At 54.7% G+C, this 21,793-nt stretch carries 18 protein-coding genes and 1 tRNA gene; 10 read left to right on the top strand and 9 right to left on the bottom strand.

What is annotated here, in order from left to right:
- Positions 1 to 14: 14 nt before the first annotated feature.
- From QEH52_RS20730 to QEH52_RS10955, 3 genes are all read right to left on the bottom strand, one after another.
- Complete coding sequence (locus tag QEH52_RS20730; RefSeq protein ID WP_425609285.1) at positions 15 to 119, bottom strand: GIY-YIG nuclease family protein; 105 nt, start codon at positions 117 to 119, stop codon at positions 15 to 17.
- A 200-nt stretch (positions 120 to 319) separates the two neighbouring features.
- Positions 320 to 396, bottom strand: a tRNA-His gene (locus tag QEH52_RS10950).
- A 100-nt stretch (positions 397 to 496) separates the two neighbouring features.
- Positions 497 to 1,723, bottom strand: coding sequence for an anaerobic sulfatase maturase (locus QEH52_RS10955; protein ID WP_308950427.1), 1,227 nt, complete (start codon positions 1,721 to 1,723; stop codon positions 497 to 499).
- Positions 1,724 to 1,797: 74 nt separating this feature from the next.
- On the opposite strand from QEH52_RS10955, the gene QEH52_RS10960 reads away from it, so the two are divergent.
- On the top strand, positions 1,798 to 3,306 hold the full coding sequence (locus QEH52_RS10960) for a pyruvate carboxylase subunit B (RefSeq protein ID WP_308950428.1): 1,509 nt from the start codon (positions 1,798 to 1,800) through the stop codon (positions 3,304 to 3,306).
- On the opposite strand, the gene QEH52_RS10965 is transcribed toward QEH52_RS10960, so the two are convergent.
- On the bottom strand, positions 3,307 to 4,200 hold the full coding sequence (locus QEH52_RS10965; protein ID WP_308950429.1) for an NAD-dependent epimerase/dehydratase family protein: 894 nt from the start codon (positions 4,198 to 4,200) through the stop codon (positions 3,307 to 3,309).
- Between the two features lie 54 nt (positions 4,201 to 4,254).
- On the opposite strand from QEH52_RS10965, the gene hemF reads away from it, so the two are divergent.
- Complete coding sequence (gene hemF / locus QEH52_RS10970; RefSeq protein ID WP_308950430.1) at positions 4,255 to 5,175, top strand: oxygen-dependent coproporphyrinogen oxidase; 921 nt, start codon at positions 4,255 to 4,257, stop codon at positions 5,173 to 5,175.
- A gap of 162 nt (positions 5,176 to 5,337) precedes the next feature.
- A complete protein-coding gene (gene hemE, locus QEH52_RS10975; RefSeq protein WP_308950431.1) occupies positions 5,338 to 6,369 on the top strand; it encodes a uroporphyrinogen decarboxylase in 1,032 nt (343 codons plus the stop codon).
- A 19-nt stretch (positions 6,370 to 6,388) separates the two neighbouring features.
- On the opposite strand, the gene trpA is transcribed toward hemE, so the two are convergent.
- The 4 genes from trpA to QEH52_RS10995 form a co-directional block, all read right to left on the bottom strand.
- On the bottom strand, positions 6,389 to 7,198 hold the full coding sequence (gene trpA, locus QEH52_RS10980; protein ID WP_308950432.1) for a tryptophan synthase subunit alpha: 810 nt from the start codon (positions 7,196 to 7,198) through the stop codon (positions 6,389 to 6,391).
- A 139-nt stretch (positions 7,199 to 7,337) separates the two neighbouring features.
- Entirely contained in the window at positions 7,338 to 8,696 is a 1,359-nt protein-coding gene (locus QEH52_RS10985) for a PTS sugar transporter subunit IIA (protein ID WP_308950434.1), read from the bottom strand.
- 139 nt (positions 8,697 to 8,835) lie between these two features.
- Positions 8,836 to 9,210 (bottom strand): NADH-quinone oxidoreductase subunit A, encoded by a 375-nt coding sequence (locus tag QEH52_RS10990; RefSeq protein ID WP_308950436.1) that lies wholly within the window; start codon positions 9,208 to 9,210, stop codon positions 8,836 to 8,838.
- 84 nt (positions 9,211 to 9,294) lie between these two features.
- A complete protein-coding gene (locus QEH52_RS10995) occupies positions 9,295 to 10,359 on the bottom strand; it encodes a hypothetical protein (protein WP_308950438.1) in 1,065 nt (354 codons plus the stop codon).
- A 232-nt stretch (positions 10,360 to 10,591) separates the two neighbouring features.
- On the opposite strand from QEH52_RS10995, the gene QEH52_RS11000 reads away from it, so the two are divergent.
- The 5 genes from QEH52_RS11000 (at position 10,592) to QEH52_RS11020 (ending at position 17,036) form a co-directional block, all read left to right on the top strand.
- Positions 10,592 to 12,421: a tetratricopeptide repeat protein gene (locus tag QEH52_RS11000; protein WP_308950440.1), complete on the top strand. Its 1,830-nt coding sequence runs from the start codon at positions 10,592 to 10,594 to the stop codon at positions 12,419 to 12,421.
- A 70-nt stretch (positions 12,422 to 12,491) separates the two neighbouring features.
- Positions 12,492 to 14,315: a DNA primase gene (gene dnaG, locus QEH52_RS11005; RefSeq protein WP_308950442.1), complete on the top strand. Its 1,824-nt coding sequence runs from the start codon at positions 12,492 to 12,494 to the stop codon at positions 14,313 to 14,315.
- 26 nt (positions 14,316 to 14,341) lie between these two features.
- On the top strand, positions 14,342 to 16,195 hold the full coding sequence (gene rpoD / locus QEH52_RS11010) for an RNA polymerase sigma factor RpoD (RefSeq protein WP_308950443.1): 1,854 nt from the start codon (positions 14,342 to 14,344) through the stop codon (positions 16,193 to 16,195).
- Positions 16,196 to 16,258: 63 nt separating this feature from the next.
- Entirely contained in the window at positions 16,259 to 16,669 is a 411-nt protein-coding gene (locus QEH52_RS11015; RefSeq protein WP_308950445.1) for a hypothetical protein, read from the top strand.
- Between the two features lie 88 nt (positions 16,670 to 16,757).
- Positions 16,758 to 17,036, top strand: coding sequence for a Sec-independent protein translocase subunit TatA/TatB (locus QEH52_RS11020; RefSeq protein WP_308950447.1), 279 nt, complete (start codon positions 16,758 to 16,760; stop codon positions 17,034 to 17,036).
- Here QEH52_RS11020 and QEH52_RS11025 read toward each other — a convergent pair.
- Positions 17,033 to 18,466: a cryptochrome/photolyase family protein gene (locus QEH52_RS11025; RefSeq protein ID WP_345785466.1), complete on the bottom strand. Its 1,434-nt coding sequence runs from the start codon at positions 18,464 to 18,466 to the stop codon at positions 17,033 to 17,035. The genes QEH52_RS11020 and QEH52_RS11025 overlap by 4 nt on opposite strands.
- Positions 18,467 to 18,685: 219 nt before the next feature.
- On the opposite strand from QEH52_RS11025, the gene QEH52_RS11030 reads away from it, so the two are divergent.
- Both QEH52_RS11030 and QEH52_RS11035 read left to right on the top strand, forming a co-directional pair.
- Entirely contained in the window at positions 18,686 to 21,028 is a 2,343-nt protein-coding gene (locus QEH52_RS11030) for a glycoside hydrolase family 31 protein (RefSeq protein ID WP_308950452.1), read from the top strand.
- A gap of 76 nt (positions 21,029 to 21,104) precedes the next feature.
- The gene (locus QEH52_RS11035; RefSeq protein WP_308950455.1) at positions 21,105 to 21,782 is read left to right on the top strand and encodes a type II secretion system protein; all 678 of its coding nucleotides are present in this window, start codon (positions 21,105 to 21,107) and stop codon (positions 21,780 to 21,782) included.
- The last annotated feature ends 11 nt before the right edge of the window (positions 21,783 to 21,793 follow it).

The following is a 21,793-nucleotide window of genomic DNA, read 5'->3' on the forward strand; positions in this document are numbered from 1 at the left end:
AAGCAGCTCAGGAACTACCACAAACGTTTCTGAGCAAAAGCAACACCCGAGCCCGACTTCAAATACTTCTCAAAAGCTCGCGCTTTCGCTTCACAGTCGAAGGCAGAGTACCAGACCACCTTCCAAGGCTTAAAAGGACGCGTGTAATCACAACAACCTTCATTGTGCTCTCTCTCAAACGCTGTCTCAAATCAGAGGTATACCCAGTATATTCCCGATCAGGATAAGTCATACTGCGAATCCGATAAACGTAATACAACAGCCTCACGTTATGAGCGGGGCCTGCCATCCGAAGCTTTTTGGAACAAAAAGCGAAGGATGGGGTGGCTAACGGGATTCGAACCCGCGACCCTCGGCATCACAAGCCGATGCTCTAACCAACTGAGCTATAGCCACCATACAGAGAAATATCTCTTGATCCTTTCTGCGAAAGAACGGACATGCTCTTTCTCACAGCCTTCTTGTCAAGAGCGCGTTCGGCCTTTTTTGCAGTTTTTTATTTCTTCATGATTTCCATTGGCGAACGCTGCTGTCGATAGAGCTCCGCCATCTGCTTCATCGCAGGCCCGGAATGCTTGAAAAATTGCTTGAGCCCTGCACAGAGGTAACTGATTCCGTATTCCCCGTCCTTGGTCCGCGCAAAGCGATGTTTCGGGCAATCGCCATTACAACAGAAGCGCACCTCACACTCACGGCACTGCTTGGGCAGGCGACTGCGCTTGGCTTCGCCGAATTCACGCATTTGGTCACTATCCACCATCGAGGCGATACTTTGGTTCATCACATTGCCGAGTCGGTAGCGCGGATACACGTAGTGATCACAAGCGTAAAGATCGCCATTGTGCTCCATCGCGAGCGCGCGACCACAGGTTTCCGCATACATGCACACACCGCCGGGCGCTCCCACCCACTTGCCGAGCGTCACATCAAAGAGCTGCACGTAGACTCGGCCGACATCGCGCCGCACCCAGCGATCAAAGATCTTATTGTAAAAGTCGCCCAAGGCACGCGAGGGCACCGACCACTCGGTCACTTGCGGCTCAAACTGCAGCGCGCTGGCAGCTGATAGATCGGGCGGATGCGACAGGCCTAGCCCGAGTTGACTGGAGTCGCTGTCGGCACGGCGCTCAACCAGCGGGATGAACTGTATAAATTGCGAACCGATCTCGCGCAGGAAGCGATAGACCTCTAAGGGGTATTGCACGTTCTTGGCATTCACCACCGTCAACGTGTTAAACTCGACGCCGTGCTTCTTGCAGAGCTCGATCCCACGCACGACTTCACGGTAGGTGCCACGCCCCTTGCGATCGACACGATAGGCATCATGCAAGTGCTCCGGACCGTCGATGCTGATCCCAACTAGGAAGTTATGCGCCTTGAGAAAAGCACACCACGCGTCAGTCAAGCGCGTGCCATTGGTCTGAAAGGCATTCTCAATCTTTTTGCCGAGCCCATAACGTGCCTGCAGGGCCACAACTTTCTCGAAAAATGCTAAACCTGCTAAAGTCGGCTCCCCGCCCTGCCAGGCAAAACTGACTTCAGGCCCGGGTTGCGCTTCAATGTAGCCCTTAATATAAGCTTCTAATAAATCATCGCTCATCTTGAACGGATGGTTTTTCGGAAAAAGCTTCACCTTTTCTAGATAAAAACAGTAGGTGCAGTCTAAATTGCATAACGGCCCCGCGGGCTTCGTCATTACATGGAATGGCTGTTTGGCTTTCATCGTTACGGGAATCTCAAAGAAAAGGCTTGATCAACACAAGTTCATTATTAAAGTTTATCTAATAATCTCACATTATGAAATCAGTTCAGCTTAACAACAACGTCCTGCGCGACGGCCACCAAAGCCTCGCCGCCACCCGCATGCGCACCGAGCAAATGCTCCCAGTTTGTGAGCAACTCGACAACTGGGGCTTCGGCGCTCTGGAAACCTGGGGCGGCGCCACAATCGACTCCGGCCTGCGCTTCCTGGATGAGTTCCCATTCGACCGTTTGGATGCACTTAAAAAGGCCTGCCCCAAGACGCCGCACATGATGCTGTTACGCGGCCAGAATATAGTGCAATACGCCCACTTCCCCGACGATGTGGTGACGGCCTTCATTAAGACCAGCGCCGATCACGGGATGAACATTTTCCGTATTTTCGACGCGCTCAACGACACGCGCAACATGAAGTGCGCGATCGACGCCTGCCGCGCGGCCGGGGCTCAGGCCCACGGCACGATTTGCTACACCAGCAGCCCCGTGCACACAGTCGCCAAATTCATCGAGATGGGGGTCGAGCTCGAAAAGATGGGAGCCCATGCGATCGTATTGAAAGACATGGCCGGCCTAATCCCGCCAATGGAAGCCTTTGCCATCATCGACGGTCTCAAGAAGAAGGTTAAAATCCCCGTCTGGATCCACACCCACGACACTGCCGGCCTCGGCACCAACACTTACATGTCGGCCATCGACGCTGGTGTAGACGCCATCGACCTCTCCGTTTCGCCCTTCGCCAACGGCACTGGCCAGCCCGACACCACGCGCATGCTCGCGATCTTGCAAGGCCACGAGCGCTGCCCACAAATTTCCGACGAACAACGCAAGTCGCTGCGGGAAGTGCGCACCCACCTGGAAAAAGTCTACGCCGAGATGGGCGAGTTCACCAGTCACAAGAATGAGGTGATCGACGTCGATACGCTTGAATATCAAGTGCCCGGCGGCATGCTCTCTAACTTCCGCACACAACTGAAAGAGCAGAAGATGGAAGATAAGTTCGAAGACGTCTTCCGTGAGATCCCTGTCGTGCGTAAAGCGCTCGGCTGGATTCCACTCGTCACACCGACCTCTCAAATCGTTGGCATGCAAGCCTTCCTCAACGTCAAGTTTGGTCGCTGGAAGCAAATGTCGCCGCAAGCTGCCGACATCGCGCTGGGCTACTATGGTCAATGCCCTGCCGAGGTGGACCCCGAAGTGCAAAAGATCGCTGCCAAGCAAGCGGGCAAAGAGCCCATCAGCTGCCGCCCCGTGGAGGCCCCAGGCGCCCAGCACAAGCACATGGACGACCTACGCAAGGAGCTCAAAGCTAAGAACTTCCCTAGCGACGACGAGCACTGCGTCATCCACGCCATGTTCCCACCACAGCTGGAGAAACACCTAAAAGGCGAAGGCCCCAAGCCCAAGCCAGTCGCCATGCCCACGGAAGCTCCCAAAGCAGCCGCGGCAACCGCCGCACCGGCAGCCAGCAGCAATGGCCCGCAAAAGCGCTACGGCCTGACGATTAACGGCAAGCAAATTGAAGTCGGCGTCGAAGAGATCGTCTAATCACAACAATTCAGCATAACCTTCACGAAAGCTCGGAAACTTTGGACACCAGTCCAAAGCCTTCCGGGCTTTTTTGTTGCTGATAAATCGGTGCGGCATCCGCCCGCCACGGCGTCGCAAACGCTCAGAAACATTCTCGGGATTAAAAACAGGCGCCGGCAAACCGAGCTGCTCTGCCAAATAGTGCAGCACCTCGGCCTTCAGCGTGGGCGTATCGTCGGCGATGTTATAAATGCCAGCTGGCGCGCTGCCAGTGATGACCGCAACAATCGCGGCTACAATGTCCTCACGATGAATCATATTGAGCGCGTAATCGCCGCGGCCCGGGATCTCGCCACGGGCCGTGCGGACTTGATCCAACAAATAGTGGCGCCCTGGCCCATAGATGCCAGCCAGGCGTAGCACATACCAATTCGGCAAATCAGCCGCAGCGGCCAACAAAGCCTCAGACTCCAACAACACCTGCCCCGTTGCCGGTGCTCCACTGGTATCGACCGCTTCATCCACCGTCACTCCGCCATCCTGCGTGTACACCGATGTACTGCTGGTATAAACATAACTGTCGATCGACTGCGATCGGGCCCAGTCCAAAATCGACTGCTGCCCCGCAAGGTACGATTTACGATAGCCTGCCAGCCCCCCTCCGCCCGAGCTGACACAATTCACCACCGCTTGATAGCGCCCGACCACTCGTGTGTGCCACTCGTGGGCATCCAATTCGGCAACGACCACTTCATCTAGACCCAGTTCACGCAGCGCGGCCGCCTGCTCCGGGTTACGCGTCAACGCGCCAACCCGCACACCGCGCGCGCGCAGGTAGCGAGCCAAGGCCGTGCCCACATAGCCACAGCCAAAGATAATCACCGAATCAGGGAGTTTATGAGAGTTTGCCATTTTATTGTTCCAGAGCTTGTCGGATGCCTTCGACTCAGCCAACATTCGCCCGCAATGCAAACCGCACAACCAGAAAAAGTCCGCGCCTACCTACTCGATCTACAAGATCGCATCTGTGCCGCACTAGCAGCCGAAGATGGCCAAGCTAGCTTTCTAGAAGATAGCTGGACGCGCGAAGAGGGCGGCGGTGGACGCTCACGCGTGATGGCCGAGGGCAAGGTTTTTGAAAAAGCAGGCATCAATTTTTCTGATGTCCGGGGCAGTCAACTGCCCGCCTCCGCCACCGCCAAGCGGCCACAACTCGCGGGTGCCAGCTTTCGTGCGATGGGCGTATCACTGGTGGTGCACCCACGCAATCCACAGGTGCCGACGACGCACATGAACGTGCGCTACTTCTACGCGGAACCAAAGGATGGCGAGCCAATCTGGTGGTTCGGCGGAGGCTTCGATCTGACGCCTTACTACGGCGTGCGCGAAGATGCCATCCACTGGCACCAGACTGCGCGAGCAGCCTGCGCTCCCTTCGGCGAAACACTCTACCCGAAATTTAAGCAGATCTGCGACGAATATTTCTACCTCCCTCACCGCGAGGAGCCGCGTGGCATCGGCGGCATCTTTTTTGACGACTACTCCGAAGGCGGCTTCGAGCAGGCCTTCGCTTTCATGCAATCCGTGGGGGATCATTTCGTGCCGGCCTACCAGCCCATTGTGGCGCGCCGCAAAGACAGCCCATTTAGTGATGCTCAGCGCCAATTCCAGCTCTACCGCCGTGGGCGCTACGTCGAGTTCAACCTAGTCTATGACCGCGGCACCCACTTCGGACTACAGTCCAAGGGCCGCACCGAATCGATCCTGATGTCACTGCCCCCACTCGTGCGCTGGGACTACGACTGGCAGCCCGAGCCCGGCACCCCCGAGGCGGAGCTCTACGATGTCTATTTAAAGCCTCAAGACTGGGCCGACATGAAAGCCTGAAAGCCGGAAAGCCTGAAAGCCGGAAAAACATACGTTGTCCAAGTCGAGCGATCCGCTTTCACTTATATTCAAAACCAATCTCAGCTTCACCACGTCCCAGTATCCCAATTCTTAATTCTTAATTCTTAATTCTAGTTTCCTCATTCTAAATTTAAATTGCACATGACACCACGCCAACGCTTTCTCGCCGCTGCCAATCAACAACCTGTCGACCGTCCACCGATCTGGCTGATGCGCCAGGCGGGCCGTTACCTGCCCGAATACCGGGAGCTGAAAGCGCAGCACGACTTTGTCACCATGGTGCGCACGCCCGAGCTGGCCGCCGAAGTCACTCTGCAGCCACTGCGCCGCTTCCCACTGGATGCGGCCATTATTTTCTCCGACATCCTCGTCATTCCCGAAGCGCTGGGACAAGGCTACCACTTCCGCGATCAAGGCGGCATCGGCATGGACTACCTGCTCGACACCAAGGCCAAGATCGAAGCGTTGGATGCGACTAAGATCGCCGAAAAGCTGAAATATGTCGCCGAGGCGCTCACACTCACACGCTCGAAGCTCGGCGAAGACACCGCGCTGCTCGGCTTTTGCGGTTCCCCATGGACGCTCGCCTGCTACATGGTGGAAGGCGGCTCTGCCAAGGACTTCATCAAAATTAAGCAACTGGCCTGGGATCAGCCTGAGCTCTTTGAACAATTGATGCAGAAATTGACCGACGGCATCGTCGAATATTTGCACATGCAAATCGACGCCGGAGCGGATGCCCTGCAAATCTTCGACTCCTGGGGTGCCATCTGCCCCGCCACTCATTACGAGGCGTGGTCGCTGCGCTGGATCCATCACATCATTAACGAGCTCAAAGGCCGGGTGCCCGTAATCCTGTATGCCAAGGGCATGGGCCACAAAGCCCCCGACCTCATGCATACGGGAGCTAAAATCATCAGCCTCGATTGGACGATGAACCTCCGCCGCATGCGCCAAAGCATTGGTCATGGCGCTGCCGTGCAGGGAAACCTCGACCCCGTCACACTCACCACCACGCCCGAAATCACTCAGCGCGAAGCGCAACGCGTGCTCGACGAAGCGGGCAAGCAGCCAGGCTTCATCTTCAACCTAGGTCACGGGATGATTCCCAGTGCCAAAATCGAATGCGTGGAAGCTTTGATGGAAGTGGTGACCGGTCGCAAGAACGCGTAGCGGAAACACGTAGCGGAAACTACTTCTTTGCTAGCGCATTGCCCTCGAGCAGCAGGCCCATCTTAGCGCGCAGCGCCGCAGAGATGGCCTTTCGGTCGCTCGGGTCTTGCGCGATACAGTTGACGATGGCGCTCCCCACCACCACGCCATCCGCGGCTTGAGCCACGGTGCTGACATGGTCGGCATTCGAGATTCCGAAGCCCACCACCACCGGTAAGTCGGTGTGCTGCTTGATCTGAGCCACATTCGCTTGAATGCTCTCCGACATCGAGGCCTGCTCCCCTGTCACGCCCTCGCGAGAAACATAATAGACGAAACCAGTAGTTGCCTTGCAGATGATCTCTAAGCGCGAGTCCGGCGTAGTGGGCGCGACGATAAAGACGGTCTTCACATCGTGCTTCGCACATGCTTCCAGATGCTCGCCCGCTTCTTCCGGCGGCAAATCCAGCGTCAGGATGCCATCCACGCCAGCCGCTTTGGCACGCTCCGCGTAAGTCTCACTGCCTTGAGCAAATACCAAGTTATAGTAGGTGTAAAAAATGATAGGGACTTCGCTAAACTCGCGAATCGCGCGGACTAAATCCAGCACACGCTCGCTATTGGAGCCACTTTCAAGCGCACGCTGTGCGGCCAACTGATTCGTTAAGCCGTCCGCGAGCGGGTCCGAAAACGGCACTCCGAGTTCAAGCACGTCCACCCCAGTCTCAATCACGGCTCGGCAGGCTTCGATCGAGCCCTCGAAATCTGGATCCCCCGCACAGAGGTAACCGACGAAGGCGGCACGGTTTTCTTCGCGAGCTTGAGCAAAGGCTTTTTCTATTCGGTTCATAGAAAACTATGAAGCTATGAAAGTGAGAAAGTTGAAAGGTAAAACTTAAGTCAGGAGGCAAAGACTTTCATCTAAACTCCCCCACGAGTCTAACACGAGCTCCCCCCGCAGCGAACCTTTCGCGCTGTGAAACGGTAAGCTAACTATTACGAATCAGTGCTTTCTCAATCAATGGTAACATCTTACCACGCCGGAAGAGCGTCACCTGGCCGGAACTGCCCGAGACGACTATGCAGAGGCAATCGATCGCTTGCGTAATCGAAGCCGCCGCGGCGTGCCGACTCCCAAGGCCACTATGCAGCTCGTGTGTGTAGTCCGGCGTATGGATCAATGAGCCCGCCGAGATCAGCACACCGTCCCCCCGAATAATGAAGGCACCGTCGATGGAAGAAAGCTCTTTGACCGTCTCATCCATGAAGGGATTGAGAATATTACGATCCTCGTCCTTATAGCCGTAAAATGGATTTAAGATCAAAGGCTTAGTGTATTGAGAGATCTGCTCCGCATTCCCCAAAGCAAACAAGCAACCAACTGGGTGGCCTTCGCGCCCTTCGACCGCCAATTCCGTCGCGATCGCAAGCACCCGTTCGATCACCTCTGGCTTTACAGTAGCTGGCAGCATATCGGACTTACTGGCGAGCATCGTGTCGAACTCTCGCTCGATATCCACCACCGTAATACTATCAAACTGATTACTCTGCGGAAGGCCGCCGATGCAACACAAGCGGTCCTGACTCGAAAAGATCCCCCGCGTCAGGCCGATCAGCACCGCACTGCGCAATTGCGAAAAACGGTGATTACTATAGGAGCGGATCGGAATCACCGCATCGATCTCCTCACGCTCGGTCGCGGCCTCCGAGGTCCCATGCGCAATCAGCACCGTCTTAAAACCTTTAAACACCTTGCCCACTTCAACCCCACCGCCGAAAGTATCCGCAAATACCAATACCGAGGTGCACTGCGCTCCCTTGGCGATCTTGGCCGCTTCACGCAGGATTAGATTATTAAAACGATTATGCCGGCGACGTGGCTGGCTCTCCTCTCCAGCAAAGACTTGCTTCAGCTCTTTGCGAAAGTCGGATAATTTCTCCGCCGCATGTAAACGCTCCATGTGCCCCTTGTCCTGAAAGACCCGGGCCAGCGAAGCGAGACTGTAGAGGTAGCTACGCGCGTTTTGCGAAGCCAGCAGCAGAAAGATATATCGTATATCCTGATACTCAGAATGCCCATCGTAGGCCAAGCCATTGGGGCAACGCCCCACCGCGACCATGTAGGGACGCTTCATGTTGACACGCGCATGCGGCAAGCAGACGCCATGGCCCAGATAAGTCGTCATCTGACGCTCGCGGTCCAACAGGTCCGCCACCAGGCCCTTCTTTGTCAGCCCACGCTCCTTGCTCACGTCGCAAACTTCGATTAATTCAGATACAGCGCTTTCGAAATCCGTGCTCTTAAGGTCGATCACACGGGACTGGGCGATGTATCGGTCGATGCGCATGTAGGCGTGGCGAAGTTTCTAATGTTAAAGGTTCAGGTCGTTTAAATCGTTAAGCCACTACTTATGCGCGAGATAGAGAATCTAGCAACGATCAAATGCAACAAATACAGCAAAAGCGAATCTGCGCATCCTGAGTGGATTACTGCTCCCACTCGATGGCACCCTTTTTCAGTTCGTAGAAAAGCCCGAGCACCAACACGAAAAGGAAAAAGAAGACCGGCAAAATGATCGGCAGGTTCGCAGCCAGAAACTCGCGAAAAGTTAAAACCCATGGGAACAGGAAGACCACCTCGATATCAAACAAGATAAAGAGCATCGCAGTCACATAAAACTTAACAGCAAACGGTGCATGCCCAGAGCCCTCAGCTAGCATACCACACTCGTAGGGCGTATTCTTGATCGCAGTGTCAGTGCCACGCTGCCCGAAAATATGCGACGCGATAATAACAAACGCGCCAATACCGGCAGCGATTAAAATTTGAACAAGGATCGGATAATAGTCCGCGATTTGCATAATACAAAGAAAGAACTCTGCTTTAGCGGAGAATTCAAGGTGTTTCTATCCAGATAAGATAGAAAGTCTTAACGACTGGCACAGCTACCAGGGCGCCACCCGCCGTAACCACGATTTTTCTTCAGGCAACTCCACCGGCTCAGGCGCAGGCGCCACTGGTGGGGGCCGCACACGCACACCGCTTTCAGGCAACGGCACTGGCTGCACTCGTATCCGATCAGGGTCCAATTCGCCCAGTCCTAAACTGGCGGCGAAGGGTAACTGCCGCGGCAAGGGCTCGATCTCAGAAAAGCCCTCCAAGACGCGCCTCACGTTGATACGGTCATATAGCATACGGTCCAGCGCAACCGGATCACGACTCATCCATAAGCGCGGCTCTGAGCGACTGTAGATCGAATTAAAATACGGGCCCGCGATAAACTGATAACGCTCCAGCGACACAAAATTCAAAAGGAGTCGCTCTTCAAGCTCGGGAATCGCCGCAATCTCGGCCACCGCGGCGGATGCGGTGGCTTGATTGACTAAAAAGCGCCGGCTATTACTCACGTTCCAGAGGGTCGCATTGGCCAGCACACCATCGATTCCAAGCGCAGGGTCATCCACGCCCACTGCTAGATTGATCCAGAAATCGACCTCAAACAAGAGGGGCTTTGGCAAAAAACTTTTACGCCCCTGCGCGCCCTCGGCGAGCTCTGTCGCACCGCGCGCCTCCGAAATCAGCTGCGGCTCCTGCTGCAAGGCTGGTGGCAGGGGACTATCGTAAAACCAATCAGGATCATAGTATTGCTCGCTGTCCAAAGCGAGTACGGGACAGCCCTCAAACTGTGCAGCGGACTCGCTCAACGGCGGCATCACTCCAGCCTCGCGCAAATCATAGGCGGAATAATCGACGATGAATATCGAGTCGCGCTCATAGCCACGCAGCTCCAAGGCCTCGATCAGGGCTCGAATCAATTGCAGCGGCGTGCCCAGCCCCGCACGCCCACGAGTGTTGATTTTGAGAGCGACCTTCCCCCGCTCCCCAGGCTGCAGCGCTTGACCGACTTGTTGCTCATAAGCCTGCAGCAAGCCCTCGACTTCAGTGTAATACAGACTTCCGCTCGCAAGGGGAGACTCCCAAACCAAACCGAGCGGCGCACGTGGCGCCAATGCCCCCGCAATCGTCCCAAGCCCGAGGAGGCTACATATAAGTATAAAACAAGCGAGGAACCAATTCGGCGACCACTTGACTAATTCGCACGGGGAACGCGCCCCTACTCCTGCAATAGTACAATTGTACACCTGCCGCCTATCCACTTGACAGCTATAAAGCGGAAACGAGAGTAGACGCTTCGTCGTTTTGTTGCTAAATGCACTCACAAACCGAACACAATTCCCGCACATGTTAAAAGCAAACTTCAAAAGCGTATTCTTCATCACACTGGTCACGACCTTCACTTTGTTGATTGGTTGCAGTAGTCCTGAAGAAAAAAAGGCCGCGCAAATTAAAGAGGCCCTCTCCCTCTCCGCGAATGGCGCCAACGCAGAAGCTTTGGAAATACTCGAAAATCTAGCCACGCTCTACCCCAACGACCTGGAAATCCTGAATTCCATCGGCCAAATCTACACCGCTCAGGGCGACCCTACGATGGCCGCGTTCTTCCTGGAGCAGGCCTATCTACAGGCGCCCGAAGACACCGAACTACTCTTCAAAACCTACCAGAGCTTAGAAGCCGCCAAGCAACCATCTGCTCATCTGTTGGAAAAACTGGCCGTGCAAGCACCGGGTGCCATGACGCCAGAGCTCTGGGTGCGACTCGGCCAATCCCGCCAAGCGGAAAATAAAGTGCAGCCCGCTCTCGATGCCTACCTAAAGGGCGTCAACCCCGAGCAGCAAAAGCCCGCTCCCGAAACTGCGGCTGCCATCGGTCAGCTCTTCGTCAAAGCTGGCAACCTCCCGCAGGCCGAATCATGGCTCAAAATCGCAGCCGACAACGATGATCCGAATGCCTTAACCGCCCTGTTCGCACTACTCGAAATCAATCTACGCCAAAAAGACTGGGTCGAGGCCGAAGCCACCATCGCCCAACTCAACAAACAATTCCCCGGCGCCGTCGAAGCCAGCCAATGGAAACAAGCCCAGAAAGAACTCATTCGCTGGCGCAAGGCACAAGACGAGATGAAGGCTAAACTCGCCCAAGCCGAAGCGGAGAAAAAGGCAGCCCAAGCCGCCGCAGCCGCACGAGCTAAAGCACAAGCAGAACAAATCGCCGCTCAAAAAGCAGCCGCCGAGAAAGCAGCCGCCGAAAAAGCCGCCACCGCAGAGCCCGCCCCAACTGCAGACCCCGCCATTGCCACTGCAGCCCCTGCCATTGCCACTGCAGACGCGGACCCAAGCACTGCTCAGCAAGAAAACGAGCCTGGCCTCACAGGCGGTAAAGCACAAATCATCGCCGACCTCGAAGCTGCCGAAGCCATGGCCGACGCCCCGGCCATCGAAGGCGAAATGCCCGATGCAATCGACCCAGCCATTTCTACGACCGAAGCGATCGCCTTCAACCCAGCCATCGCAATCGAGCCAGCCGATCCGGAAATTTCTTTCGAAGTCAATTACGACCAAGCCTCCAACGCCGCTGGCACGAACTATAGCATCGCTGCAGACACCCCAGCAGAGCCAGCGCCCTCTCAAAGCATCCAAGAATATACACCTCAGTTCCCAGAGCCTGACACAGAAGCTTCCAGCCAAGCGATTCGCCCCAGCACCCAAGCACGTAGCATCGAGGAGCTCATGGCTGACGCAGAAACAGCCACGCTGGATCGCGACTTCAAATCAGCCATCCGTAAATACTGGGCCGCCATCAGTATCGCGAACAACCGCGCCGACGTCTGGAACCTGCTTTCCCGCGCCTACCTAGTCGACGGGCAACTAAAAAATGCCGAAACCACCGCCCTTGAAGCGGTCCGCCTAGAGCCTCGCGAAGTCGCCTACACACTCGATTACTTGCGTGTTGCACAACGCTCCAAAGAGCCTCAGGAGTTCCTGACCGAGCTCGAAACCGCCTTCGACCGCTTTCCCACCAGCCCCGAAATCACGCTCTCACTCGCGCGCGGCCACGAACGTATCTCCAAGGACTATCCCACCGCCCGCAATCTTTACCTACGATTCATCGACACCGCACCGAGGCACCCACTCATCCCCGAGGCACGTGCCGCAGTCGATCGACTCCGCTAGGCCACCTTCCATCTCAATCTAAATCTCTAAGCTCAACCCGCGCAGCGCGCGATTATTTCACTTATCTCCCTTGGCACGCGTTAAACAAAGCTCCATCGAAGCCATCAAACACCAAGTCAACTTGGTCGATGTCGTCTCCCCCTATGCCCAACTCAAAAAAGCTGGGCGCTCATGGAAAGGACTCAGCCCTTTCACACAGGAAAAAACAGCATCCTTCTACGTCCACCCCGATCGCGGCTTTTATAAATGCTTCAGCACCGGCGAAGGTGGCGACTGTTTCACCTTTATCATGAAACAGGAAAACCTCGAATTCATCGAGGCTGTCGAGTTTCTCGCCAAGAAATTTAATATCACCCTCGAATACGAGGCCGGTGGCCCCTCGCGCGAAGAGATGTCGCTGCGCAAGCAAATCTTCGAGCTCCACGAGCTCGCCACCACTTGGTTCCACCAACAGTTTCTTGAATCGAAAGAAGCGGGCCCCGTGCGCGATTACTGGAAGAACCAACGCGGCTTCACGCCCGAAACCGCCAAAGAAGTTAAAATCGGCTATGCCCCTGCCGCCCGCGAAGCTTTCGCACTCTACTGCAAAGAGCGCAAGGTCTCCACCGCGGCTATGCTGCAGTCGGGGCTCTTTTTCGCCCGCGAAGGGGAACGTAACCACGAATATTTCAAATCCCGCTTCCGTGGACGGCTCATGATCCCCATCCGGGACGTGCAAGGACGCGTGGTGGCCTTCACCGCACGCCAGCTGCCTCAGACGCCAGAGGACGATCCCGCCCGCGAGGCCAAATACGTCAACTCCCCCGAGACTCCGATCTTTCATAAAGGCCGCATCCTCTTCGGCATGGATCACGCCCGCACTCACCTCAAAGACGGCGAGAGCTTTCTCTTAGTCGAAGGCCAGCTCGACGCGATCCGCTGCTGGTCCGTCGGCCTCCACACCGCCGTCGCTCCGCAGGGCACCGCCATCACCGACGACCAAATGCACCTACTGCGCCGCTACGAGCCGAAAAGTATCGAGTGCTTGCTCGATGGCGACGCCGCAGGCCGTAAAGCCGCACTGCGCGCAATGCCACTCGCCTTTAAGGCGGGCCTGGAATTTCGCTTTTTATTGCTGCCAGAGAAGGCCGACCCCGACGACCTCTTGCGCGAGCAAGGCGCCGCAGCCTTGGAGCCACTACGCCAAAGCTCCAAAAGCGGCATCGAGTTACTGGTGGCCGAGAGCCTGCCCGCAGGGCGCAGCCCCACCACCAACGAAAAGACCACCGCCCTGCGCGCGGTCTTCGACCTACTGCACCACGTGCCTTCCGAAGTCGCACGCGAAGATTACATCCGGATCGCGGCCCGCCTCGTCAATGTCGACCCCATGGCCGCACTGCGTGACTTCCAAAAAGTGCCCCCGCCGCGCCCGGCATTTCAGCGTGAAGAAGCCGCACCCGCGCCCAAGGCAACCCGAGACCCGCTATTGACACAAGCCACTTGGGAGCTACTTTGGCTCGTTTTACATCATCCGGAACACGCTCAGAAGCTGTCAGAAATTATTGATTACGAATGGATTAATACAGACTCCACCACAGGCAGGCTGCTCTCACGCCTACTCGCTGAGCTACGCGAAGGGATGATTGAAAGTGTCGATCAGATAGAAAATATCATTGATACCATTGAAGAACGTCAACTTTTAGCCGATATTCACTCCCGCGAACTCAGCATCGAAGCGCCCGCCAAACAAATCGTATCCTGCCTCGAACGCCTCCGCCGCAATCATGTAGACGCCCAGATTAAACAATTGAAACAACAGATCATTAACGCAGCTCCCGAATCACAGATAGACCTGATGCGTGAGCAAAAAGCACTCATTCGCAATATCGCGCAGCCCCTCCAACTCACACTTTAAGACCGCACCACCTTACGAAACTAATTATGCCAGCCGCGAAAAAGAAAACCGTCACCAAAGCTCCCGCCAAGAAAACCGTCGCCTCCAAGAAGGTCGCCGCTAAAGCGATCAAGAAAAAAGTTGTGATCGACGATGAGACAGACGACGCCAAGCTCGCCGCCGCCACCGAGAAGGCTGCCAAGAAGCGCAAACTATCTCCCAAAGCGCAGGAGAAACTCAACGAGCGTATCCGCAACCTGATCCGCCTCTCGAAAGAGCAGAGCTTCCTGACCTACAAGGATATCAACCAAGCACTGCCCGATTCCGTCAACAACCCCGACGAAATCGAAAACGTAATCTCCATCCTCCAGAATCTGGAAGTTGAAATCTTGGACGACAACGAAGTCGATGCCTTCAAGGCACGCCAGGAAGAGACCGAGGAAAAGGAAGTCCGCACCTCGCAAAACGACATTCTCGACGATCCCGTCCGAATGTATCTCAAGCAAATGGGCCAAGTGCCCCTCCTCACACGTGAAGAAGAGGTCGCCATCTCCAAGCGTATCGAAAAGGCCGAGCTGAAAGCACAAGACGCCCTGTTCTCCACTGCGCTCACACTCGAATTTCAAAACAACGTCGTACAAAAGCTCCTCAACCGTGAGGAACGCTTCGACCGCGTGGTACTCGATAAAAAGATCGAGAGCCGCGAAGCCTACTTTAACAGCTTACCCAAGCTACTCGAAGAAGCACACCGCCTAGGCGAGCGCATTTACGCCGCATGGGACAGCCACGTCAATGCCAGCAACGAGTCCAACGCCAAGCGCGCACGCACTCGCATGGTCAAATACGAAGAAGAGCTGCGCAAGGTGCTACGTAAATACTGCCTCAAGCTCAAATGCTTCGAAGATTTCCTCAATAATCTAACACCGGTCTACCGCGAAGTATCCAATCTCTACGACGACCTCGCCGATGCCGACATGGTCTCTGCCCGCCGTAAGACCAAGGTCGACGTCCAAGCCACCGAGCAGCGCCTCGAAGAAATCAAGGCTGAGTTCAAAATGGATGCCCGCGAATTCATGGAGATCATCCGTGAAGTGCGCCTCGGCATGCGGGAAGCACACAAGGCCAAGACTGAGATGGTGGAAGCCAACTTGCGCCTCGTAATCTCGATCGCCAAGAAATATACCAACCGCGGCCTGTCTTTCCTCGACCTCATTCAAGAAGGCAACATGGGCCTGATGAAAGCAGTTGAGAAGTTCGAATACCGCCGCGGCTATAAGTTCTCGACCTACGCGACTTGGTGGATCCGCCAAGCGATCACCCGCTCCATCGCCGATCAAGCACGCACCATCCGGATTCCCGTGCACATGATCGAGACCCTGAACAAGGTCATGCAAGTGCAGAAACAACTGCTGCAAGAACTCGGCCACGAACCGACTGCGGAGGAAGTTGCCGACGAAATGAACCTTCCGATCGAGCGCGTCCAGTCCATCATGAAGATGGCCCAGCAACCGATTTCCTTACAAAGCCCCGTGGGCGACTCCGATGACACCAACTTCGGCGATTTCATCGAAGACAAAGGCGCGGAAAATCCTTACGACATGACCGCCTACAGCCTGCTGCGCGAAAAGATCACCGACGTGCTCGACTCGCTCACAGAGCGCGAACGCCGCGTGCTCTCGCTCCGCTTCGGCCTCGCCGACGGCTACTCCCGCACATTGGAAGAAGTGGGCCGCCAATTCAAAGTCACCCGTGAGCGCATTCGCCAAATCGAGGCCAAGGCCCTGCGCAAGATGCGTCACCCGACACGCATCCGCCAACTACACGGCTTCTTCGAGGGCGACATCAACCTCGAAAAACCTGGCATGGACAGCATCAAAAGAGAAAACGCCAAACATAAATAAGATCGTAAAGGCCCTCATTTTCCATGAGCCTCACTAAGACAGTCATCTATCTGTAACAAAAATATGCGTCATACATCTCTACTTCTCCTTGCACTCGCTGCCGGCTCTCTCCCAATTCTCAGTGGTTGTGGTGGGCATAACGGCGTCCGCATAACCGAAGGCGATCAGCAGATCGGCGCCGCGCAAACGGGCACTGTGATTCCTGTAAGCTCCGCCACAGTTGTGCATGTCAATGTGTTCGAACGCCTCGCCACGCTGCGTAACGCACGTGGATTCACTGAAGGCGCCTTCCTCATCACACGCGACAACACAGGCAAGCAGACTGCGACGCTCAAAGCCCGCGCGCAACGCGAAGGCCTACGCACTGCCGACATTCTCGAAGGCCTACCTGACATTAACGATCGCGCAGAAACAGTCAGCGCCAGCGAAAGCGCCCGCCTCAGCAAAATCTACCGCGACCCGATCCAAGAATAATTCTATCACCACAGCGGCCTACCGCAACTAGCCGCAACAGGGCGACCAACTGCCCGCTTTAAGTCCACATCTCAATCAGCACGCTCCAATGAGTTCACTCGCCTTTATCCAAAATATAAATGGTCCGGAAATCCTCCTGATCTTCCTGATCGTCTTACTGCTCTTTGGAGCCAAACGCTTACCAGAGCTGTTCAAGTCCTTCGGCAAATCAATTCGTGAATTCAAAAAAGCCACCTCTGAGATCGAAGAGGATGTGCGCAACGCGATGGAAGAAGAGCCGCGCAAGCCTGAGCCAACCGCACCCGCTGCAGCACCCAAGCAAGTCGAGTCTGCCAACAGCGACGAGACAAAGGCGGATAAGGCTTAAGCTGATTTAAACTGATCCAAGGCCGCCAAAGCACGTGCGCGGCCCGCTTGGTGATCGATAATCGGCTCTGGGTAGTCCTTGCCGAGCTCCACACCAGCGTAATCCAAAACTCCGTCGGGTGCCTCCCATGGGGTATGGATGTACTTCGCCGGCAGCTTCTTGAGCTCAGGCACGAAGCGCTTCACGTAACTGCCGTCGGGGTCAAATTTCTGCCCCTGGATGATTGGGTTAAACACTCGAAAATACGGAGCGGCATCGGCCCCGCAGCCACCACTCCATTGCCAGCCCAAGGTGTTACTGGCAAGGTCGGCATCCACCAAAGTATCCCAGAACCACTTCGCCCCCTCCTGCCAGTTGTGCAGCAAGTGTTTCACCAGCAGCGAAGAAACAATCATGCGCACCCGATTGTGCATCCAACCGGTTTGCCAAAGCTGGCGCATGCCTGCATCCACGATTGGGTAGCCGGTGTGGCCCGTTTGCCAAGCTTTCAGCGTAGCTGCATCGTGCTCCCAGGGAAAATCCGTATACTCCTCGCGCAGCGGTGTATCCGGCGTATGCGGGAAGTGGTAGAGCACGTTGTAAGCAAATTCGCGCCAATAGATTTCTTTCAGATAGACCTGTGGCCCCTTCGCACGTAAATCACATTGCTGCTTGAGCCGGTGCGCAATTTGTCGCGGTCCGATTTGCCCCCACTGCAAATAAGGCGAAAGACAAGAGGTGCCGTCGTCATCGGGGCGGTCTCGCGCACAATCGTAGTTTTCCACCGCAGCGGCGAGAAAGGTATCCAAGCGTTTCATCGCGCCCGCCTCACTAGGGTCCCAGTGCGCATAAAAGCTGCGATACCACTGCACTTTCGGTAGTAAATTGAGCGCCTCCAATGGCGTCGACTGCGGGTAGCGCTCTGGGAACTGCACAGCCGGCCAATCCGGCTCAGCCAAAACCGGTAGCTCGCGGTCTTTGACCTTTTTCCAATAGGGCGTATACACCTTGTATGGCTGCCCGCTTCCAGTGGCCGCAGTATGCGGCTCATTGAGTAAGCTACTATTGAAACTCTCCACCTCGACTCCATCTTCACGTAGCGACCGCTTGATCTCCGCATCCAACTCACGCAAGGGGGATTCATAGCGACGATTCCAATAAATGCGGCGAGCCCCCGTCTTTGCGATAATGTCACGCAAGTGCTGCAAGCTGGATCCCTCACGCAGAATCAACTTTCCCCCACGCTCTTGCAAAGACTCGCCCAAGCCAGCAAGCGCCTGGTGCAACCACCACTTTGAGGCCGCACCGGGCGCCCAATCGCCCGCCTCCTCAGGCGCCCAGATAAAAACAGGCACGATCGGCGCCCCCCGCTCAATGGCGGCTTCGAGCGCGGAATTATCAGCAAGTCGCAAATCCTTGCGAAACCAAAGTATTGTAGCAGGTGTGGGCATTACGACTAAGCGGACTTTGGCCGTAAACATTACAGCTCTAACAACGCTATTACAAAAATAATGTCTTCGTGCTAAACCAGCACGAGTGCGCAGCGACTGCCAATGCAGAACTAGGCAGCCTTAGTTTACGTATACCAAGCACGCACTATGAAACGGCTGCAAAAGGGATTATAACTGTATTTTTAGTCAAATACTCATCGCCCCAATCACACCCCACTTATGTATTTTAACAAAATCCCCCCCGCGGTTAACTTCATCCGACAGGCCAGCAACGATCAAGCAGCACAACGATCAAGTGAACTAACGCAACTAGGTGAGGATGTTTTTCGTTATCGCATTGAATCTTCACAATGGGAGCAAAAGAGCCAGGCACAGCTAAACCTCGACTGTTTTAAAGACGAACAGGTGCGTGCACAGCTCTCAGAACATCCACACTGCGGCCTGACGCTACAGTTCAAAGGGCACACACTTTTACGTTCATTTCCACAGCGTGAATTTGGAACCTTAGGTCAAAAATGGGCGATGTCTTTTGAATATAATACCAATATGCGCTTTTATGGATTGGGCGAAAAAAATGACCGTCTCGAGAAAACTGGTGGCATATACAAATTCTGGAATACCGATACCATTGGCGATTTTGGCACTACGCGTGTTCGCACTGAACCGACGGACCCCATGTATGTTTCAATTCCATACCTATTAATCACTCAAGATGTAGGCTGCGTAGGCATTCTAATTAATAATCCGCACGCAACTTTCATGAACCTCGCAGCCAAAGAGAATATCGCGAACCTACTAGACGCCAAAGATAACGAACAGCAGACGATCCACCTTGGCGCATACGATGGCACACCGGAAATTTATTTCATCGTCGGCGAGTCGCCTCGTGCGGTCACGCGTAAGCTACAACGCCTATGCGGCACCACTCCACTGCCCCCGCTATGGAGCCTAGGCTATCAACAATGCCGTTGGGGCTATCGAGACCTCGATGATCTCGAAGCTTTGGACAAAAAATTCGATGAACTAGAGATCCCCTGCGACGGCCTATGGTTAGACATAGACTATATGGACGCTTACAAAGTATTTACTGTAGTGAAAGACGGATTTGAGAATCATCGCAGACGAATTAAAGCGCTTCAGGACAACGGCCGAAAGATCGTGCCGATCATAGACCCTGGCGTTAAATACAGCGAAGGCTACCCGACCTTCGATAGTGGTCGCGAAAATGATGTCTTCTGCAAGACATCTGACGGGCACATCTATTCGGGCTTTGTATGGCCTGGTCGCACGGCTTTTCCGGACTATTCGCAAGAAAGCGCACGTGAATGGTGGGCGAAGCAATTAGAGCAATACACCACAGAATACGCCTTCGACGGGTACTGGCTCGACATGAACGACCCATCAACTGGTTCTGCCGAACTGGAAGACATGTGTTTCAATCACGCGCAAGATAGCCACAGTTGCTTCCATAATCAATACGCCTATGGGATGCAACAGGCCTCTCGTAAGGGCTTAAGCGCCGCCATCCAACAAAAGCGTCCTTTCATATTAAGTCGCAGCGGCTTTATCAGCAGCTCGCGCTACTCCGCCATCTGGACTGGCGACAATTGGTCCAACTACTTCCACCTCAAGGCGAGCATCAATATGTCACTCAACCTCTCTCTGTCAGGCATTCCATTTAATGGACCTGACGTGCCAGGCTTTGAAGGTGACGCGACCCCGCAACTCGCAGTCGACTGGTTTAAAGCGGGCTTCTTATTCCCCTTCTTTCGCAACCACTCCGCCGCCAACACCAGGCAACAAGAGCCATGGGCCTTCGAAGATCCCTACCGGCAAGTCATCATTCATTACATACGACTACGCTACAAACTACTCCCTTACCTGTATCACTTATTCATGGAGCATGCGGACCACGGTGACCCGATGCTGCGCCCGCTCTTTTACGAGTTCTCACATAATGAGCCGCGCTTCGATCAGCTGGAAGATCAGTTTATGGTGGGCCCCGCGATTATGCAGGCACCCTTCGTCCATGAGGGCGAGAAAACCCGCTCCATTCTTTTACCTGCTGGTAGCTGGTGGGATGCTCGCAGTGGCCGATGGCTAGCAAAACAAAGTGAGCTCAATATACATGCAGACTTAGAAAGCACTCCGCTATTTATTCGCGATGGAAGTATTGTAGCAATGCTCCCTGGAGAAAGAAAAAGCCAGCAGTCCGACCTATCCGACATTGAGTGCCATATTTTTATCAGCGAAGACTATCAAGCCCCTGCCACATGGACCTATCGTTTTGATAATGGTGAAACAGTCGATGCGCCACAATCAAGGCTGACACTGCAATTTAAGCAGGAGGGTGAGAGCTTAATGGTGACTTGCCAGGAGCTCGCGTTGGAAAACAAAACTCTGAACATACGCTTCGTCACACACGGCAAATTTAATGAGCTACACTTGCAGAAATCGACGCAATGCACAAAACTCCTTCAGGAGCCATATCCCATTCGCCTGACTGGCTCAACAATTACAGCGCAGGCAACCGCCCCCATCACATTCAAGGATCCAAACTAGATCGTTAAAGTAAGTTCTGCGGACCTAGCGATTCGCCGTCACAGCCACACCCCCATCCCCCCTGAGAATACCCAACATGACCGCCCGCAAAAAAAATGCGTTTACACTCATCGAACTGCTCAGTTCCATTGCCCTCATAACGATACTATTAGGCATACTCATTGCCGCCATCGGGCGTGTTCAGCGAGAAGCACGCAAATCAGTCTCGAGCAGCAACATTAGGCAGATAGTCCTATCAATGCACCTCTACGCGACTAGCAACAATGGCTATCTGCCGTATCAAATGGACCCCGATAACAATCGGGACTGGAGTGGCATTCTTGTTGACGAAGAGTTGCTGCCTGAAGGCGAAGTGTTTCAATCTCCAGAAGACAATTTTACGCGCCGCTTTGAAGGACAAGTTAGAAGCTATGCAATCAACTCTTCCAAGTGGACTTACCTAGAAAATGGTTACAAGAGCCCTTGGCCGAAAGACCGACAAGCCAAGCCCAGCAAGGCTAGCCTCATCCCACCCAATATCATTTTAGTCGCTGAAAACTTTGGAGGCGCCGCAGACAACACGGGTGCCAATGTCGGCGTTGCTGAATTTGAAGGCCTGGACGCACTCACACGCGATTTTTACGACGAACAAGGCGCTTTTTACGGACTTGCAGATGCAAGCGTCATTTTCAAAAGCAGCGCAGAGATGAACGAATACCGAGCCGACACCGACTACGCTGGCAACCCCCTCGATCCGTGGAAATGGAAGAATTAACCCCGAATACG

This window comes from Thalassobacterium maritimum (genome assembly GCF_031127805.1).
Classification (GTDB): Bacteria; Verrucomicrobiota; Verrucomicrobiia; order Opitutales; family Coraliomargaritaceae; genus Thalassobacterium; species Thalassobacterium maritimum.

Coding starts and splice junctions, on each gene's coding strand:
- QEH52_RS10955 (WP_308950427.1), bottom strand. CDS start 1,723: ATGAAAGCCAAACAGCCATTCCATGTAATGACGAAGCCCGCGGGGCCG.
- QEH52_RS10960 (WP_308950428.1), top strand. CDS start 1,798: ATGAAATCAGTTCAGCTTAACAACAACGTCCTGCGCGACGGCCACCAA.
- QEH52_RS10965 (WP_308950429.1), bottom strand. CDS start 4,200: ATGGCAAACTCTCATAAACTCCCTGATTCGGTGATTATCTTTGGCTGT.
- hemF (WP_308950430.1), top strand. CDS start 4,255: ATGCAAACCGCACAACCAGAAAAAGTCCGCGCCTACCTACTCGATCTA.
- hemE (WP_308950431.1), top strand. CDS start 5,338: ATGACACCACGCCAACGCTTTCTCGCCGCTGCCAATCAACAACCTGTC.
- trpA (WP_308950432.1), bottom strand. CDS start 7,198: ATGAACCGAATAGAAAAAGCCTTTGCTCAAGCTCGCGAAGAAAACCGT.
- QEH52_RS10985 (WP_308950434.1), bottom strand. CDS start 8,696: ATGCGCATCGACCGATACATCGCCCAGTCCCGTGTGATCGACCTTAAG.
- QEH52_RS10990 (WP_308950436.1), bottom strand. CDS start 9,210: ATGCAAATCGCGGACTATTATCCGATCCTTGTTCAAATTTTAATCGCT.
- QEH52_RS11000 (WP_308950440.1), top strand. CDS start 10,592: ATGTTAAAAGCAAACTTCAAAAGCGTATTCTTCATCACACTGGTCACG.
- rpoD (WP_308950443.1), top strand. CDS start 14,342: ATGCCAGCCGCGAAAAAGAAAACCGTCACCAAAGCTCCCGCCAAGAAA.
- QEH52_RS11015 (WP_308950445.1), top strand. CDS start 16,259: ATGCGTCATACATCTCTACTTCTCCTTGCACTCGCTGCCGGCTCTCTC.
- QEH52_RS11020 (WP_308950447.1), top strand. CDS start 16,758: ATGAGTTCACTCGCCTTTATCCAAAATATAAATGGTCCGGAAATCCTC.
- QEH52_RS11025 (WP_345785466.1), bottom strand. CDS start 18,466: ATGCCCACACCTGCTACAATACTTTGGTTTCGCAAGGATTTGCGACTT.
- QEH52_RS11030 (WP_308950452.1), top strand. CDS start 18,686: ATGTATTTTAACAAAATCCCCCCCGCGGTTAACTTCATCCGACAGGCC.
- QEH52_RS11035 (WP_308950455.1), top strand. CDS start 21,105: ATGACCGCCCGCAAAAAAAATGCGTTTACACTCATCGAACTGCTCAGT.